Below are 16,505 nucleotides of genomic sequence, written 5' to 3' on the forward strand. Positions count from 1 at the left end.
AGCCGGGCAACCCGCAACAGAACGGCCGCCACGAGCGCATGCATCTGACCTTAAAGAAAGAGACGACCAGGCCGCCCGGCATGAACATCCTCCAGCAGCAGGCGAGGTTCGACGCTTTCATCAGCGAATTCAATGAGGAAAGGCCACACGAGGCGCTCGCCATGCGCACCCCGGCCGAGCTCTACACGCCGTCCTCAAGAGCCTATGACGGCCTGCCGGAACTGGAATACCCCTTCCACGACCGCGACATCCTGGTTACCGCTTGCGGCCGCATCTGCATGCACAGGAAGAAGATCAACGTCTCGACCGTGCTCGCCGGTCAGAGGCTGGGAATCAAGGAGATCGACGACGGCATTTGGCTCGTCAGCTTCATGCATTACGATCTCGGGTATATCGACTTGGAACAGAGGACCTTGCAGACCATCGACAACCCGTTCGGCACGAGGTTGTCACCCATGTCTTAAGTACAATCTGTTACCCATGTCTCCGGGTTGGACACGGAGAGAACTGGTGGAGCCAATCGGAATCGAACCGACGACCTCTTGAATGCCATTCAAGCGCTCTCCCAACTGAGCTATGGCCCCACTCCGGCAGTTCACCGGCGCCGTTTCCGGCGAAGAGATCCGGCGCGGGTTCTAGACCGCGCCGTTAGTGAAGGCGGCTTCTAACCCCGCCTTCAGTCAATATCAAGCCTTCAAGAACCGCTTTTTCTAGGCAGCGCCGCGAAAGCCGGCGAATGCGGTTCGCTCAGACTTCGTCGTCGTCTTCGCCGACGCCGATCATGTCGGCAACGTCGTCGTCTTCTTCCTCCTCGTCGGCGAGGAACGTGTCATCCTCGTCATCGCCAAGGTCAACGTCGTCTTCGTCATCGCCGAGATCGGGAAGCTCGTCGGCCTTCGCGTCCTCGTCCGCCTCTTCGAGCGAGACGACCTCGACGCCCTCTTCCTCCTCGGCGTCCACTTCCTTCTCGGCAACTTCCTCTTCCTCCTCGAGGGCGGCGATCTTGCCTTCTTCGAAATAGGAGCGCGGATAGCTCTTGCCCGTGTAAGGCGAGACGATCGGGTCCTTGTTCAAGTCATAGAATTTTCGACCCGTCTCCGGGTCGATGCGTTTGGTGCCAAGTTCGGGTTTTGCCACAGCAAGCCTCGTCGATGAAAGTTTGGTCCCCTTAACCAGAGTTTACGGCGCTGTCAAAGCGAAAAGCCGGCGTCCCAAAAAGCTTGAATTCGAAGGCCTTCATACCAAGGGGATGACCATTTCGGTACGCCATGATAGGAGACCCCGCAAACCAGCAGAAAATGGCCGGCCGCCGGCGTTTCCAGGAAAGAACCATGTCGCACACTGCCGCCCCGAAGCAGGCCACCGCCCGCAAATCATCTGGCCTTTCAGGCGCGGCACGGGTGCCGGGCGACAAGTCGATCTCGCACCGCTCGTTCATGTTCGGTGGCCTGGCCTCCGGCGAAACCCGTATCACCGGGCTGCTGGAAGGCGAGGACGTGATGCGTACGGGCGCTGCCATGAAGGCCATGGGAGCCCATATCGAGAAGCATGGCGCTGAGTGGGTGATCCGCGGTACCGGCAACGGCGCGCTGCTGCAGCCGGAAGGCCCGCTCGATTTCGGCAATGCCGGCACGGGCTCACGCCTCACCATGGGCCTGGTCGGCACCTATGACATGGAAACCACCTTCATCGGCGACGCCTCGCTGTCGGGCCGGCCGATGGGCCGGGTGCTCGAACCGCTCCGCCAGATGGGCGTGCAGGTGCTGAAGGCGACGCCCGGCGACCGCATGCCGATCACGCTGCACGGGCCCAAGCACGCCGCGCCGATCACCTACCGCGTGCCGATGGCATCGGCGCAGGTCAAGTCGGCGGTGCTGCTGGCCGGGCTGAACACGCCGGGCATCACCACCGTAATCGAGCCGGTTATGACGCGCGACCATACCGAAAAAATGCTCAAGGGGTTCGGCGCCAATTTGTCGGTCGAGACCGACGAGCGCGGCGTGCGCCACATTTTCATCGAAGGCCAGGGCAAGCTCATGGGGCAGACGATCGCGGTGCCTGGCGACCCCTCCTCGGCCGGCTTTCCGCTGGTGGCGGCGCTGATCGTGCCGGGTTCGGACATTACCATCGAAAACGTGCTGATGAACCCGACCCGCATTGGACTTCTGTTGACGCTGCAGGAAATGGGCGCCTGGATCGACATAATCGATCCGCGCAACGAAGGTGGCGAGGACGTCGCCGACCTGCGCGTACGCTATTCCGAGCTGAAAGGCGTCACCGTACCGCCGGAACGGGCGCCGACGATGATCGACGAGTATCCGGTGCTTGCCGTGGCGGCCAGCTTTGCCGAGGGCGAAACGCTGATGCTTGGCCTGGAAGAGCTGCGCGTGAAGGAATCCGACCGGCTGTCGGCAGTGGCCGAAGGGCTGAAGCTCAACGGCGTCGATTGCAGCGAAGGCGGGGCCTCGCTTGTCGTGCGCGGAAAACCCGGCGGCAAGGGCCTCGGCCAACACCCCAACGGACAGGGCACCATCGTCCAGACCCATCTCGACCACCGCATCGCCATGAGTTTTCTGGTTATGGGGCTGGCAACGGAAAAGCCGGTGACCATCGACGACCAGGCGATGATCGCGACGAGTTTTCCGGAGTTCATGGGCCTGATGAAGGGGCTCGGCGCGAAGATCGAGTAGCTTGATGGCAATCAATAGCCTTGGGGGTTGGGGCCAAACTGGAACGTCGGCGGGACAGCGCCCCCCTCTGTCCTGCCGGACATCTCCCCCACAAGGAGAGAGATTGGCAGCTTCGGCGCTCCGCTTAATCCTGCGACGTAGACAATTGGCGAAAGCCGCGATGGCCGCCGATCTCCCCCCAAGTGGGGGAGATGTCCGGCAGGACAGAGGGGGGCGCGAAGGATCGCCACGCCTATCTGGATCATTGCGCTTTTCGATTCCGGTGGGCGGCCAATGACCTCAACTTTCACCATCGCCATCGACGGACCTGCCGGCGCCGGCAAAGGCACCCTCGCTCGGCGACTCGCCGATCACTACCGGCTGAACCTGCTCGACACCGGCCTTACCTATCGCGCGGTGGCGCATGCGCTGCTCCGGCTCGGCCTGCCGCTCGACAATGTTTCGGCCGCTGAAACCGCGGCCCGGCAGGTCGATCTGGCAAAGCTCGACCGGACGGTGCTGGCGGCACACGCCGTCGGAGAGGCTGCCTCGAAAGTGGCTGTCATCCCGTCGGTACGGCGCATCCTGGTCGACAAGCAGCGTGCATTCGCAAGAACACCGCCTGGCGCGGTGCTCGACGGCCGCGACATCGGCACTGTCGTCTGTCCCAATGCCGACGTGAAGCTCTATGTCACGGCCAGTGCCGAAGTGCGGGCAAAGCGGCGGCTGGATGAAATCGAGAGCATCGGCGGCACCGCTAATTTCGATGAAATCCTTGCCGATATCGTGCGCCGCGACGAGCGCGACATGGGCCGCATGGACTCGCCCTTGAAGCCGGCCGCCGATGCGCACTTGCTCGACACGTCGGAAATGGCTATAGAAGCCGCGTTTCTGGCAGCTCAGGCGATCATCGACGATGTCCTGGCCAAGAGAAACGAAGCCTGAGCCGGGTTTTCCTGCCGCCGCCGATTGCCGGCGACAAAAAGACTTCCCATATCGGGTATGAACCAGCCTGCCAGCATTCTTCATGCGCCGGAATTGCCGCTCAAGGGCGGCCAAGGGCTTTTTGCCCGGAACGCTGGCAGGCCAACGCAACGCTAACCCACGGCGCCCGCCCCGCGACAGATTGCGGGGCATTCCAGGAGAAACTATGTCAGTTGCAAATCCCACTCGCGATGATTTCGCGAGCCTGCTCGAAGAATCATTTTCCGCCGGCCATTCCGGCGAAGGCCAGGTCGTCAAGGGCATCATCACCGCCATTGAGAAGGACATGGCCATCATCGACGTCGGCCTCAAGGTCGAAGGCCGCGTGCCGCTGAAGGAATTCGGCGTCAAGGGCAAGGACACGACGCTCAAGGTCGGCGACACGGTCGAGGTCTATGTCGAGCGTATCGAGAACGCGCTTGGCGAAGCCATGCTGTCGCGCGAAAAGGCCCGCCGCGAAGAGAGCTGGGTCCGTCTCGAAGAGAAGTTCACCAAGGGCGAACGCGTCGAAGGCGTCATCTTCAACCAGGTCAAGGGCGGCTTCACCGTCGACCTCGACGGTGCCGTGGCCTTCCTGCCGCGCAGCCAGGTCGACATCCGCCCGATCCGCGACGTCTCGCCGCTGATGCACAACCCGCAGCCCTTCGAGATCCTCAAGATGGATCGCCGCCGCGGCAACATCGTGGTGTCGCGCCGCACCGTGCTCGAGGAAAGCCGCGCCGAACAGCGTTCGGAAATCGTGCAGAACCTCGAAGAAGGCCAGGTGGTCGAAGGCGTCGTCAAGAACATCACCGACTATGGTGCGTTCGTCGACCTCGGCGGCATCGACGGCCTTCTGCACGTCACCGACATGGCATGGCGCCGCGTCAACCATCCGACCGAAATCCTCAATATTGGCCAGACGGTCAAGGTGCAGATCATCCGCATCAACCAGGAAACCCACCGCATCTCGCTCGGCATGAAGCAGCTCGAGAGCGATCCGTGGTCCGAGATCGGCACCAAGTTCCCGATCGGCAAGAAGATCAAGGGTACCGTCACCAACATCACCGACTACGGCGCGTTCGTCGAGCTGGAGCCGGGCATCGAAGGCCTCATCCACGTTTCGGAAATGTCGTGGACCAAGAAGAACGTGCATCCCGGCAAGATCCTGTCGACGACGCAGGAAGTCGACGTGGTGGTGCTCGAAGTCGATCCGGCCAAGCGCCGCATCTCGCTCGGCCTCAAGCAGACGCTGGAGAACCCGTGGGAGGCCTTCGCGCGCAGCCACCCGGTCGGCAGCCAGGTTGAGGGCGAGGTCAAGAACAAGACCGAGTTCGGCCTGTTCATCGGCCTCGAAGGCGACGTCGACGGCATGGTCCACCTTTCCGACCTCGACTGGACCCGTCCGGGCGAGCAGGTGATCGAAGAGTACAATCGCGGCGACATGGTCAAGGCGCAGGTGCTCGACGTCGACATAGACAAGGAGCGCATCTCGCTCGGCATCAAGCAGCTGGCCAAGGACACGGTTGGCGAAGCAGCGACGTCAGGCGAACTGCGCAAGAACGCAGTCGTCACCTGCGAGGTTATCGGCGTGAAGGATGGCGGTCTGGAAGTGCGGCTGGTCGACAGCGGCATCGAGACCTTCATCAAGCGCTCCGATCTCAGCCGTGACCGCGACGAGCAGCGCCCCGAGCGCTTCACCGTCGGCCAGAAAGTCGACGCCCGCGTCATCGCCTTCGACAAGAAGACCCGCAAGCTGCAGGTCTCGATCAAGGCCCTGGAAATCGCCGAAGAGAAGGAAGCGGTCGCCCAATACGGTTCGACCGACTCCGGCGCTTCGCTGGGCGATATTTTGGGTGCCGCGCTGAAGAAGCAGGGCAGCTAAGCCAACACCGCGCCTCGCGCGGGTTATAAACGAAACAAAAGCCCCGCCGGAACGGTCCGGCGGGGCTTTTGCTTGTGACCTTTTGCTTGCGACGGACCGCAGGCTCAGGCCCGGCCGTAGAGTGGCACCAGCGTGCCGCTGATCGCCATGTTGGCCGGCGAGGCGAGATAAGCAATGGCCTCGGCGGCCGCTTCAAGGCTGACCCATCTGCTGAAATCTGCGTTCGGCATGTCAGCCCGGTTGGCCGGCGTGTCGAGCGTCGAGGGCGCCACGGCGTTGACCAGGATGCCGTTGCCCTTCAGCTCTTCGGCTATCGCCACGGTCATCGCGGCGACTGCCGCCTTGGCGGCGGCGTAGGCCACCTTGCCGGAGCCGCGCCGCGGATCGAGCCCGGCTCGCGCGGTGACATTGACGATGCGGCCCGGCACGGAAGATTCCAGCATCGAGCGTATCGCCGCGCGGCAGCACAGGAAGGTGGTGCGGGCATTGGTATCCATCATCTCGGCGAAGGAGGCGGGCTCGATCTTCTCGACCGGCGCGGCGGTGAAGCCGCCGGCCAGATGCACCGATGCCCATAAATTCGGAACGCTGGCATAGAAGGCGTCGACCTTGGCAGGGTCGGCAAGGTCGACATTGTGCGCCAGCCTGACGCGGTCATGCGCCGGAAAGGGAAAATGCGCAGGCGCGGCAGCGTGGGCATTGGGCACATGGCAGATCGCGCCCTGCTCCAGCAGTTTTCCTACGACCGCGCCGCCAAGGGCACCGGTGCCGCCGGTCACCACGATATGTCTGCCGTCCAGTGTTTCCGTCATATTCGACCGCTCCGTCATTGCGCGCCGCCGATGCGGAAGGTCGCGCCTTTCGCGCGATCACTCAACCGAAATCTCGATGACGTAAGGTCGTCCAGTCGCCCGCGCGCGCCCGAGCGCGTCCGCCAAGCCGCCAGTGCCAGAAATCCGCTCGGCGGCAATGCCGTAGGCTTCGGCCAATTTGCAGAAATCCGGCGGTGCCGGGGAGACGCCGACCGGCTCGACGCCGACGTCGAGCATCGAGGTTTCGATCTCGCGGTAGCCACGATTGTTCCAGACGGCGAAGATCACCGGCGCCGCCGCGTCGAGCGCGGCGCCCAGTTCCGGCAGGGTGAACTGGAAGCCGCCGTCGCCGGTGAGGCAAACGACCGGCGCCTCAGGCCTGGCAAGGACGGCACCGATCGCCGCCGGCGGGCCATAGCCGAGCGCGCCGAAGCCGGTGGCCGCGTTGAACCAGCCGCCCGGCCGGTCGTGATCGTAATAGAGGTTGGCGGCGTAGACCGGCTGGGTCGAATCGCCGACGATGATCGCGCCAGGCAGCGCATCGCGGATCGTCTCGACGGCTCGCAATTGCGCCTGCATGGCCGGGCCGATCTCGGCAAAGGCCGCCTGCCGCGTCGCGGCGGCGCGGGCTGAACCATCATCCAATGGCGTCTCGTGCGTGCCGATTTCGGCAAGCAGCGCCTTGAGCGCCGCTCCGCAATCGGCCTGGATCGAAATCCGCGCAGGCCGGCGGGCAAGCTGGTCGGCGCCGATGTCGATGCGGATCAGGTTGGCGGGCAGGACAAAACCGCCGTCGCCATAGCCATCATAGTCGGTCGGACCGAATTCGGTGCCGGCGGCAATGACCAGGTCGGCATCGGCGATCAGCGCACGCACCGCCTTCAGGCTGGGGCTGGCCGGCACGCCAAGTGGATGACGATAGAGCAGGCCGCGCGCATTGGCGGTCTGGACGACCGGCGCTCCCAGCCTCTCGGCCAGGTGCTGCAACGGCGCTTCGGCCGCTTTAGCGCCGCCGCCGGCCAGGATAAGCGGCCGGCGGGCAGACGCGCATAGCCTTGCCGCCTCGGCAATCGCCGCCACATCCGGCTCGGGCGGCGCTGAACTCCGCAGCAGCGGCACGATGCCGTTGGCAGGCAGGCTCATGACATCGGTCGGGATCTCGATGTGCACCGGACCCGGACGCGAGGATGAGAACAGCGCAAAGGCGCGGGCGAGCACGCCGGGCAGTTCGCCGGCCTCGGTGACACGGTGCGAAAACAGCGCCACCTTCTCCATCATGCCGCGCTGGTCCGGCAGTTCATGCAGATGGCCAAGGCCTTTGCCCAGCGTCGGTGTGGCGTTGACGCCCGAGATTACCAGCATCGGCACCGAATCGGCGCGCGCCTGGCCCATGGCGGTGATGGTGTTGGTCAGCCCCGGCCCGGTGATGACGAAGGCGATACCCGGCCTGCCGCTGGCGCGCGCATAGCCGTCAGCCATGAAGCCGGCGCCCTGCTCGTGGCGCGGCGTGATGTGACGGATCTTCGACCGCGCCAGCCCGCGGTAGAGCTCGACCGTGTGCACGCCGGGGATGCCGAAGACGATGTCGACGCCGTGCGCTTCGAGCAAGGTGATGAGCGCTTCGCCAATGGTCGTCATTGTCTTAGCACCGGGCGTGTGAGGCAGGTCGGGCCGCCCTCGCAGGCAATGCACAGCGCATCGGCCTCGAATGTCGAGACCGTACAGCCAGCGGCCTGCATGGCAGCCGCCGTCTTCGGAAAACCGGCAACGGCGATAACCTGGCGCGGCGCGGTCGGCAGGACATTGAGGCTGAGCCCATTCGAGGCGAAGAATTCGTCGGCATCGCCGTCGACCAGCCGAATGCCACGTTCGCGCAGCATCTGATGGAAGGCGACCGGCAGGAGGGGCGCATAGACCAGCGCCAGATCGTCGGCGAGCGGGCTGATCACCGACATCAGGTGCAGGCAGGCCTCCTCGCCCTGCCAGAGCGGCAGGTCGAAGCCATAGACCTGGATGCCCTTGGGCGAAAGCAGGTTGGAGAGCTGCTGGATGCCGTGCTGATTGGTGCGCACGCCGCGGCCGATGGCCAGCGTGTTTGCATCCACCCACACGCAGTCGCCGCCCTCGACCTGGCCGGGAGCCTCGATTCGGCCGAGGACGGGGATGCCCATGCGCCCATAGGCTGCCTCGTGGAGGCTGGGCTCGGGCCGGCGCAGCGCCTTGCCCATGGCAAGGATGACCGCGCCATGGTCGGTCATCAGCGAGGGATCGTGGGTAAAAACCGAATCGGCAAGCCCGTCGTCGGCGTCACTCAGCCATTCGATCTCAGCGCCTGAGGCCGAAATCAGCCTGGCCAGCGCATCATGCTGGACCGCCGCTTTTTGCGGATTGAAGCCGGGGCCATAGTGCCACTCCAGCGCTTCGGCCCGACGCATGGCGCCGGCAGCGGAGCGCATCAGCACGCGCTGCAGCGTCCCGGCCATCGACTGCGACCCGTATGCTTTGCCCACTAAATTCTCCTGAAACGCGCCCCTCCTGCCAATAGCCACTCGGCAGGCGGTGATCAATGGTCCAAAAAACTGCGGTTGACGGAGACAAGCGGAACGGTCCATCTTGAGAATCGGAACGCTGTCCAGTGACGGGTAATGGGTAAAAAATTCCAGCAAGCACTGCCTCGGCTGCTCCGCGGGGCGCCGCGACGATGACAGCGCCGGCCACCGCCCTGAAGCATACGGCGCAGAACGGCGCCGCCGAAGCCATCCACGTCGAGAACCTGCACAAGAATTTCGGCAAGCTGCATGTATTGAAGGGCGTTTCGCTGTCGGCTCGCGACGGCGAGGTGATCGCCATCATCGGCGGCAGCGGCTCGGGCAAATCGACGCTGCTGCGCTGCATCAACTGCCTGGAGAACCCGACCAGCGGCATCATCCGGGTCAATGGCGAAGAGATAAAGCTGAAGGCCGACAGCTACGGCCACACCGTGCCCGCCGACCGCAAGCAGATCGAACGCATCCGCTCCAAGCTCGGCATGGTCTTCCAGAATTTCAATCTGTGGAGCCACATGACGTTGATCGAGAACGTCATCGAGGTTCCCGTGCATGTGCTCGGCGTGAAGCGCGATGTGGCGATCGGCGAGGCGGAAAAATTGCTCGCCCGCGTCGGCCTGGCCGAAAAACGCGACGTCTATCCCGCTTATCTGTCGGGCGGCCAACAGCAGCGCGCCGCGATCGCCAGGGCGCTGGCCATCAATCCGCGCGTCATGCTGTTCGATGAGCCGACCTCGGCGCTCGACCCGGAGCTGGTCGGCGAGGTGCTGAAGGTGATCGGCGACCTGGCGCGGGAAGGCCGCACTATGGTGCTGGTCACCCATGAGATGAAGTTTGCCCGCGAGGTCGCGACGCATGTCGTTTACCTCCATAACGGGCTGGTCGAGGAAGAAGGGTCGCCGGAACAGATCTTCGGCGCACCAAAATCCGAAAGGCTGAAGCAGTTCATCCGCAACATCAGTTAAACCGTGGGCGGACGAAAACCGGGAACAACAACAAACTGGGAGTCATGACGATGAAGATTATTCTCAAGACCTTTGCGGCAGCGCTGCTGCTTGGCGTTGCCGCCGTGGGCGTGGCCAAGGCCGATCCGGTCAAGATCGGTGTCGCTGCCGAGCCCTATCCGCCGTTCACCTCGCCGGATGCTTCCGGCAAATGGGTCGGTTGGGAAATCGAATTCATCGACGCTGTCTGCACCGAAGAGAAGCTCGACTGCGTCATCACGCCGGTCGCCTGGGACGGCATCATCCCGGCGTTGACGACCAAGAAGATCGACGTCATCGCCAGCTCGATGTCGATCACCGACGAACGCAAGAAGACGATCGACTTCTCCGACAAATATTACAACACCCCGACTGCGATCATCGGGCCGAAGGACCAGAAGTTCGGCTCGACACCGGAGGACCTCAAGGGCAAGATCATCGGCGTCCAGGTCTCGACCGTACACGCCGACTACGCCAAGAAGCACTTCGCCGACGCGGCGGAAATCAAGGAATACCAGACCCAGGACGAGGCCAACCAGGATCTTGCCGCCGGCCGGGTCGACGCGGTGCAGGCCGATTCCATCGCCCTCGACGCCTTCCTGAAATCGGACCAGGGCAAGCAATGCTGCGATCTGAAAGGCATGGTCGCGCCGGATCTGGCCATTCTCGGGCCCGGCGTCGGCGCCGGCGTCCGCAAGGAAGACACCGCGTTGAAGGAAAAGATCAACGCCGGTATCAAGGCCATCCGCGCCAACGGCAAATATGACGAGATTTCGAAGAAGTACTTCGACTTTGATATTTACGGCTCCGACACGCAGTCGAACTGACGGCCTCATCCATGAGCGATTAACCACGCGGCCCCGATAGAGCCGCGTGGTTGGTCGAAATCCATCGACGCGAGCTTCCGCGGGCGGAAATCGCCGGCGGTTTTAGCGCCAGCAATTCGAGGGCGACGCTGATCGACGCATTTGTTCCGGCTTGGGCCGCCTCTGCCATCGCGCTTCTCTCGCCCGTGCCGCCGGGCTGGGGTGGAACGCTCATCGTCGGGCTGCTCCATACGATCGAGATTGCGGTCGGCGCCACCTGTCTCGGCCTTTTGATCGGTATCGGCGGCGCCTCCGGCAAGCTGTATGGTGGTCCGGTGGTGCGCGATCTCCTGGCAGTCTATACGACCGTCGTGCGCGCCGTGCCGGAGCTGGTGCTGATCCTTCTGCTCTATTACGCCGGCACCGACCTGATCAATCAGATGCTGACGGCAATGGGCTATCAGCGCATGGACATTAGCGGGCTGGCGGCCGGCATTGCCGTGCTCGGCTTCGTCCAGGGCGCCTATTCGACCGAGGTGATCCGCGGGGCGATCCTCGCCATTCCGCAGGGCCAGATCGAAGCCGCGCGCGCCTATGGCATGTCTCCCGGCCTGCTGCTGCGGCGCATCACGCTGCCGGCGATGCTGCCGTTCGCCATACCCGGCCTTGCCAATCTTTGGCTGATCGCCACCAAGGACACCGCCCTGCTGGCGGTCGTCGGCTTTTTCGAGCTGACATTGGCGACACGGCAGGCGGCCGGCGTCACCAAAGCCTATCTGACATTCTTTGTCGCCGCCGGCGCGATCTACCTTCTGTTGACGCTGGTTTCCAACCTGATCATCGGCCGCATCGAGAGCTGGGCCCGCCGCGGCATGCCCTCGCTCAAGGAGGCCCGTTGATGGCTGGCCCGGTGATGACTGGCGAAGCGGCCGTCGAGATAGCCGCACGCGCTTCGCTGTGGCTGAAGCCGCATCGTATCGTGCTGATCCTGATCGCGCTGGGACTGGTTTTGGCGGCGGCTGTCTTCATGCGCTGGGACTGGCTGCCTAAATATTACGGGATGGGGTTGCTCGGCATCTGGCGCGCGCTGTGGATTCTTGCCGTCACCTGCATACTGGGTTTCCTGCTCGCCGTGCCGCTCGGCCTGGCGCAGGCTGCCGGCCCCGTCTGGTTCGCGGCACCCGCCAAGGTCTTCTGCACCGTCATCAGGGGAACACCGCTGCTGCTGCAGCTCTGGCTGCTCTATTACGGGCTGGGCTCGCTGTTTCCACAATATCCGTGGATTCGCGAGTCCTGGATGTGGCCGTATCTCAGGCAGGCATGGCCCTATGGCGTTCTCGGGCTGACGCTGTCCTTCGCCGGCTATGAGGGCGAGGTGATGCGAGGCGCTTTTGCCGGCGTGCCGAAAGGCCAATTGGAAGCAGCCCGCGCTTTCGGCATGAGCCGTTGGAAGACATTCCAGCGAATCTGGCTGCCGCAGGCCTTCTATCGCGCGCTGCCGACACTGACGGGCGAAACCGTGCTGCAGCTGAAATCGACGCCGCTGGTGGCGACCATCAGCGTGATCGATATATTCGCCGTCTCTTCAAAGGTGCGTCAGGATACCTACCTCACCTATGAACCCTTGCTGCTCCTGGCGTTGATCTATATGGCGATCACCGGCATCCTCGTCTTCGCTCTGGGCAAGATCGAGGCGCGGATTCCGAACAAGATTGGTTAGGTGAATGGTGAATGGTGAATAGTCAGTAGTGAGTAGCCCGTAGTGTTACCGGCTAAATCCCACTCACCATTCACCATTCACCCATTCCCTCAGATATCCATGGCAATCACAATGCAACTCAGTCTCGACCAGGCGACAGGGCTGTGCCGGATGGCCGCACTTGGCGCCGGCGCAAACGAAGAGGCAGCGCAGTCGCTGGCTGCCTCGATCGTCGCGGCCGAGGCGGAAGGACTGTCGACCGTCGGGCTGTCGCATTTCATCGATTATCTCGAAGCGCTGGAAGCCGGCCGTATCGACGGCAATGCCGATCCGGTGATCACCAGGCCGGCGCTCGCAGTCTATCTCTCCGATGCCCGCGGCGGACTGGCGCATACCGGTTTCGACCGCACGATCGATGACCTCGCCAAGGCGGCGCGACTGTTCGGCGTCGCCATCTTTTCACAGAAGAATGCCTATACATGCGGCGCGCTCGGCTATTTCACCGGACGGCTGGCCGCGCAGGGATTGGTATCGTTCGCCGCCACCAACGGCCCGGCCGTGCTTGCCGGCTCGGGCTCGGTCAAGCCGGTCTACTGCACCAACCCGATGTCCTTTGCGGCACCCGCCGCGGACGGGGCGGCGCTGGTCATCGACCAGTCGTCGAGCGCCACCGCCTTCGTCAACATCCGCAAGGCGGCCGAGGACGGCAAGAAGATACCCGAAGGCTGGGCACTGGATGCCAGCGGCAATCCGACCACGGACCCGGCAGCTGCCATGAAGGGCGCCATGCTTGCCTTCGGCGGCCAGCGCGGCGCCAACATCGCGTTGATGGTCGAGGTGCTGGCTGCGGGCCTGTCGGGCGCCAACTGGTCGCTCGATGCGCCATGGTTCAGCGGCGGGCCGGACAGTCCGGGGACCGGCCTGTTCGTGCTTGCCGTCGAGCCCAAGCTGCTCGATCCGGACTTCGAAAAGCGGATGAAGGATCAGCTCGACCGGCTGCGGCGGCGCTATGGCGTGCATGTGCCGGGGCGTGCCCGGGCCGAGGCCGCGGAGAAGGCGGCGGCGCGCGGCATAAGCGCGCCGAAAGCCGTGGTGCAACGCATTTCCGAATTCGCCGCGCGCTATTCGTCCTGAAGAAATTCGTTTGTCCGATGAGCGGCTGACGAGGCCGGCCGATCCGGCAGCGCGAGCCTACTTCCCGCAATAATGATCGTTGATGACGTTCGCCGCATTCGCGTCCGGCCCTACCCTGTTGTAGGAGCAGGGTTCGGCGGCCGTCGTGAACAGGTGGTTGTCATAGTAGCGCGGGCCACCGAACAGAATGTCGATGATGTTGCCGTTGGCCGGAACGTAGCGTTCGGGTTGAGCTTGGTGGTGATGCCGGTTTGCCGCGAATGCCGAGGCACCGACGCTGCAGCCTGTTGCGAACGCCAGAGCGAAGATCGCAACGCGTTTTGTCGTCATCGGCAATATCCTCCATTCGGAATCAAACCATACATCCTAAAATCGCCGGCCGGAACAACGGTTCCTGTCCCGAATGGAGTTACCTAAAGCCGGGCGTCGGCGGGTTTTCTGCCGTTTCCAACTGATACCGGAAATCATGCTTCAACAATGCCGGGCGACCCATGGTCGCCCTTTGCCTTTGGTGCGAAACCGACTATGAAACGGCTTCAAACCAAACCATCTGGATAGCACGCCGGAGCCAGCCATGACCGAAATCCTTCAGACCCCAAAGCTCGTCGTCGTTTTCGGCGGCTCCGGCTTTGTCGGTCGTCATGTCGTGCGGGCGCTGGCCAAGCGCGGCTACCGCATCCGGGTCGCCTGCCGTCGGCCCGATCTCGCCGGCCATTTGCAACCGCTTGGCAATGTCGGGCAGATTCAGCCGGTGCAGGCCAATGTCCGGGTGCGCTGGTCGGTCGACCGCGCCGTGCAAGGCGCCGACCATGTCGTCAATCTGGTGGCGATCGCGCATGAGGCCGGCCGGCAGAAATTTACTGCCGTCCACGAGTTCGGCGCGCGCGCTATTGCCGAAGCGGCGCGCGCCGTCGGCGCCGGCCTCACCCACATTTCGGCTCTGGGAGCGGACCTCCACGCGCAATCGGACTACGCGCGTACCAAGGCGCTCGGCGAAAAGGCCGTTCTTGAGACGGTCCAAGACGCCGTGATCTTGCGGCCATCGATCAATTTCGGGCCGGAGGACGGTTTCTTCAACCGCTTTGCCAACATGGCCCGCTTTTCCCCAGTGCTGCCGCTGATCGGCGGGGGGCAGACGAAATTCCAGCCGGTCTATGTCGGCGACGTCGCCGAAGCGGTGGCGCACTCGGTCGACGGCAAGGTCCAGGGCGGCCGGATCTATGAACTCGGCGGGCCGCAGGTGCTTACCTTCAAGGAATGCATGCAAGAGCTGCTTGTCATCATCGAACGCAAGCGGTTTTTGCTGCCCGTGCCATGGTGGCTGGCGAACCTCCAGGCATCAATTCTCGGGCTGCTGCCCAATCCGTTGTTGACCAAGGACCAGGTCCTGCTGTTGCGCCAGCACAATGTGGTGTCGGAAGCCGCCGTCAAGGACAACAGGACGCTCGCCGGCCTCGGGATCCAGCCACGGTCGATCGGAACCATTCTGCCCAGCTATCTCTGGCGCTACCGCGCCGCCGGCCAGTTCCAACGCAAGTCCGCCGCATAACACGAACGGACGTGCGGTTGCCTACGAGCCGCGCCGGGTGACCTGCATCGGCAGGCCGCCTTGCGGCTGCGTCGTCAGCTTCTGCACCGGCCAGGGGCGGGTTTCCGCGGTGGCGTCGAAACGGTAGCGCGACAGCATGATCGCCAACGCGATGATCGCCTCCTGCATGGCGAAGCTGGCGCCGATGCAGACGCGGGGGCCGGCGCCGAACGGCAAATACTGGAAACGATCGATCTTTTCGCGGTTTCCCGGATGGAAGCGTTCCGGCATGAAAGCGTCGGGCCGGTCCCACAATTTCCGATGGCGGTGGACGACCCACGGCATCACCAGCACCGCGGCACGTCGCGGTATGTAGAGGCCGTTCCAGGTTTCGGGCTCGATCGGTTCGCGGTTGATCGACGGCGCCGGCGGATAGAGCCTGAGCGCCTCGTCGAAGGCGGCGCGGGTGAGCGGCATGGCGTCGAGCCATTTCGTCGGGTCGGGCTCACGCGCCAGCACGGCATCGATCTCGCGCTCGATCTTTTCGCGCTCCCACGGCGCTTCGGCAAGGCAGTAGAGCGTCCAGCCGAGCGCCCTGGCCGTAGTCTCGTGGCCGGCACCGATAAAGGTGATGATGTTGTCCTCGACCTCGGCCCGGGTCAGCCCGCCCGGTCCCTCCGCTTTCAACAGCAGCGTGAGAAAATCCTGCGGCACCGTGTCCGGATCACGCTTCAACCGCGCCTCGCGCATTTGCACCGTGTCGGTGACGATCTTGCGGAAGTAGGCCATGGTCTTGCGGCCGCGGATGCGGGTCAGACGCGGCAGCCAATCGGGTGCCCGCAAAAGGTCGAGTGGATCGACCCGACCCATGGTCTCGAACAGGCGGTCGATCTCCTTGGCAAAGCTGCCCGGCTCGCCTGAAATCTCACCGGAAAACAGCGTCTCGGCCAGGATGTCAAAGGTAAGCAGCGTCATGTCGTGAGCGATGTCGAACGTACCGCCGCCCTCGTAGCGCGTGACGAACTCCCGCGTGCGCCTCAGCATCGGCTCGGCAAAACCGAAGATATGGCGCGGCGTGAACACCGGCGCCATCGCCTTGCGTGAACGCCTCCACACCTCGCCCTCGGCGGTCAGCAAGCCGTCGCGCAGGATCGGCCGCAGGATCAGCTGGCGAACCGTCGCCATCTTGTAGTTCTTGGCGTTATCGACAAGCACGTGGCGAATGAGACCGGGGTCGTTGGCGATGACCAGCGGCCCGCCGATGCCGGTCACCGAAATCCAGGGCTCGTTGTAGGTCGGCTCGCCCCACAGTTCGAGCGGATTGCGGTAGACGATGCGGATCATCTCCAGCGTCGAGGGCGGCGCGGTGCGCGGCTTCGGCGCCGGCGGGACGAAGGGGACGGGCTGACTGTCCATGACTTGCTCCGCTGACACCTCAATGTAGTGGCGGGCAAGGCAGGCGTCCATGTGAGTGGACGAC

16 protein-coding genes and 1 tRNA gene are annotated in these 16,505 nt (G+C 63.8%); 10 read left to right on the top strand and 7 right to left on the bottom strand.

Annotation, left to right across the window (positions count from 1 at the left end; translation table 11 throughout):
• Positions 1-464: integrase core domain-containing protein (locus NKI24_RS05385; protein WP_352743806.1), on the top strand; the 464-nt coding region annotated here is incomplete at its 5' end.
• A gap of 44 nt (positions 465-508) precedes the next feature.
• Here the strand turns inward: NKI24_RS05385 and NKI24_RS05390 are convergent.
• Positions 509-584: transfer RNA gene (locus NKI24_RS05390), tRNA-Ala, on the bottom strand.
• 163 nt (positions 585-747) lie between these two features.
• Entirely contained in the window at positions 748-1,137 is a 390-nt protein-coding gene (locus tag NKI24_RS05395; protein WP_023676282.1) for a TIGR02300 family protein, read from the bottom strand.
• A gap of 194 nt (positions 1,138-1,331) precedes the next feature.
• Between NKI24_RS05395 and aroA the strand changes: the two genes are divergently transcribed.
• From aroA to rpsA, 3 genes are all read left to right on the top strand, one after another.
• The gene (gene aroA, locus NKI24_RS05400; RefSeq protein WP_352448427.1) at positions 1,332-2,690 is read left to right on the top strand and encodes a 3-phosphoshikimate 1-carboxyvinyltransferase; all 1,359 of its coding nucleotides are present in this window, start codon (positions 1,332-1,334) and stop codon (positions 2,688-2,690) included.
• A gap of 273 nt (positions 2,691-2,963) precedes the next feature.
• The gene (cmk, locus tag NKI24_RS05405; protein ID WP_352448426.1) at positions 2,964-3,614 is read left to right on the top strand and encodes a (d)CMP kinase; all 651 of its coding nucleotides are present in this window, start codon (positions 2,964-2,966) and stop codon (positions 3,612-3,614) included.
• A 205-nt stretch (positions 3,615-3,819) separates the two neighbouring features.
• The gene (gene rpsA, locus NKI24_RS05410) at positions 3,820-5,517 is read left to right on the top strand and encodes a 30S ribosomal protein S1 (protein WP_023676278.1); all 1,698 of its coding nucleotides are present in this window, start codon (positions 3,820-3,822) and stop codon (positions 5,515-5,517) included.
• Between the two features lie 104 nt (positions 5,518-5,621).
• Here the strand turns inward: rpsA and NKI24_RS05415 are convergent, their stop codons facing one another.
• From NKI24_RS05415 to NKI24_RS05425, 3 genes are read right to left on the bottom strand one after another with little or no spacing between them, the layout of a single operon-like run.
• Complete coding sequence (locus tag NKI24_RS05415) at positions 5,622-6,329, bottom strand: SDR family NAD(P)-dependent oxidoreductase (protein ID WP_352453685.1); 708 nt, start codon at positions 6,327-6,329, stop codon at positions 5,622-5,624.
• 57 nt (positions 6,330-6,386) lie between these two features.
• Positions 6,387-7,967 carry a 5-guanidino-2-oxopentanoate decarboxylase gene (locus NKI24_RS05420; RefSeq protein ID WP_352743809.1) on the bottom strand — a complete coding sequence of 527 codons (1,581 nt, stop codon included), beginning with the start codon at positions 7,965-7,967 and terminating at the stop codon, positions 6,387-6,389.
• Complete coding sequence (locus NKI24_RS05425) at positions 7,964-8,812, bottom strand: dimethylarginine dimethylaminohydrolase family protein (protein WP_352743990.1); 849 nt, start codon at positions 8,810-8,812, stop codon at positions 7,964-7,966. The genes NKI24_RS05420 and NKI24_RS05425 overlap by 4 nt, the downstream gene beginning before the upstream one ends.
• 218 nt (positions 8,813-9,030) lie before the next feature.
• On the opposite strand from NKI24_RS05425, the gene NKI24_RS05430 reads away from it, so the two are divergent.
• From NKI24_RS05430 to NKI24_RS05450, 5 genes are all read left to right on the top strand, one after another.
• Complete coding sequence (locus NKI24_RS05430) at positions 9,031-9,840, top strand: ABC transporter ATP-binding protein (RefSeq protein WP_352743811.1); 810 nt, start codon at positions 9,031-9,033, stop codon at positions 9,838-9,840.
• Between the two features lie 50 nt (positions 9,841-9,890).
• Positions 9,891-10,685, top strand: a complete 795-nt coding sequence (locus NKI24_RS05435) for a transporter substrate-binding domain-containing protein (protein ID WP_352743813.1) — start codon at positions 9,891-9,893, stop codon at positions 10,683-10,685.
• A gap of 212 nt (positions 10,686-10,897) precedes the next feature.
• On the top strand, positions 10,898-11,563 hold the full coding sequence (locus NKI24_RS05440; protein WP_352453687.1) for an ABC transporter permease: 666 nt from the start codon (positions 10,898-10,900) through the stop codon (positions 11,561-11,563).
• A gap of 14 nt (positions 11,564-11,577) precedes the next feature.
• On the top strand, positions 11,578-12,384 hold the full coding sequence (locus NKI24_RS05445; RefSeq protein WP_352453686.1) for an ABC transporter permease: 807 nt from the start codon (positions 11,578-11,580) through the stop codon (positions 12,382-12,384).
• 111 nt (positions 12,385-12,495) lie between these two features.
• A complete protein-coding gene (locus tag NKI24_RS05450) occupies positions 12,496-13,497 on the top strand; it encodes an Ldh family oxidoreductase (RefSeq protein ID WP_023676270.1) in 1,002 nt (333 codons plus the stop codon).
• Between the two features lie 57 nt (positions 13,498-13,554).
• On the opposite strand, the gene NKI24_RS05455 is transcribed toward NKI24_RS05450, so the two are convergent.
• Complete coding sequence (locus NKI24_RS05455; protein WP_352453682.1) at positions 13,555-13,827, bottom strand: hypothetical protein; 273 nt, start codon at positions 13,825-13,827, stop codon at positions 13,555-13,557.
• 244 nt (positions 13,828-14,071) lie between these two features.
• Between NKI24_RS05455 and NKI24_RS05460 the strand changes: the two genes are divergently transcribed.
• Complete coding sequence (locus tag NKI24_RS05460; protein ID WP_352453681.1) at positions 14,072-15,046, top strand: complex I NDUFA9 subunit family protein; 975 nt, start codon at positions 14,072-14,074, stop codon at positions 15,044-15,046.
• A 21-nt stretch (positions 15,047-15,067) separates the two neighbouring features.
• Here the strand turns inward: NKI24_RS05460 and NKI24_RS05465 are convergent, their stop codons facing one another.
• Positions 15,068-16,441, bottom strand: a complete 1,374-nt coding sequence (locus NKI24_RS05465; RefSeq protein ID WP_352453680.1) for a cytochrome P450 — start codon at positions 16,439-16,441, stop codon at positions 15,068-15,070.
• Positions 16,442-16,505: the final 64 nt, after the last annotated feature.

Source organism: Mesorhizobium sp. M0701 (genome assembly GCF_040320365.1).
Lineage (GTDB): Bacteria > Pseudomonadota > Alphaproteobacteria > Rhizobiales > Rhizobiaceae > Mesorhizobium.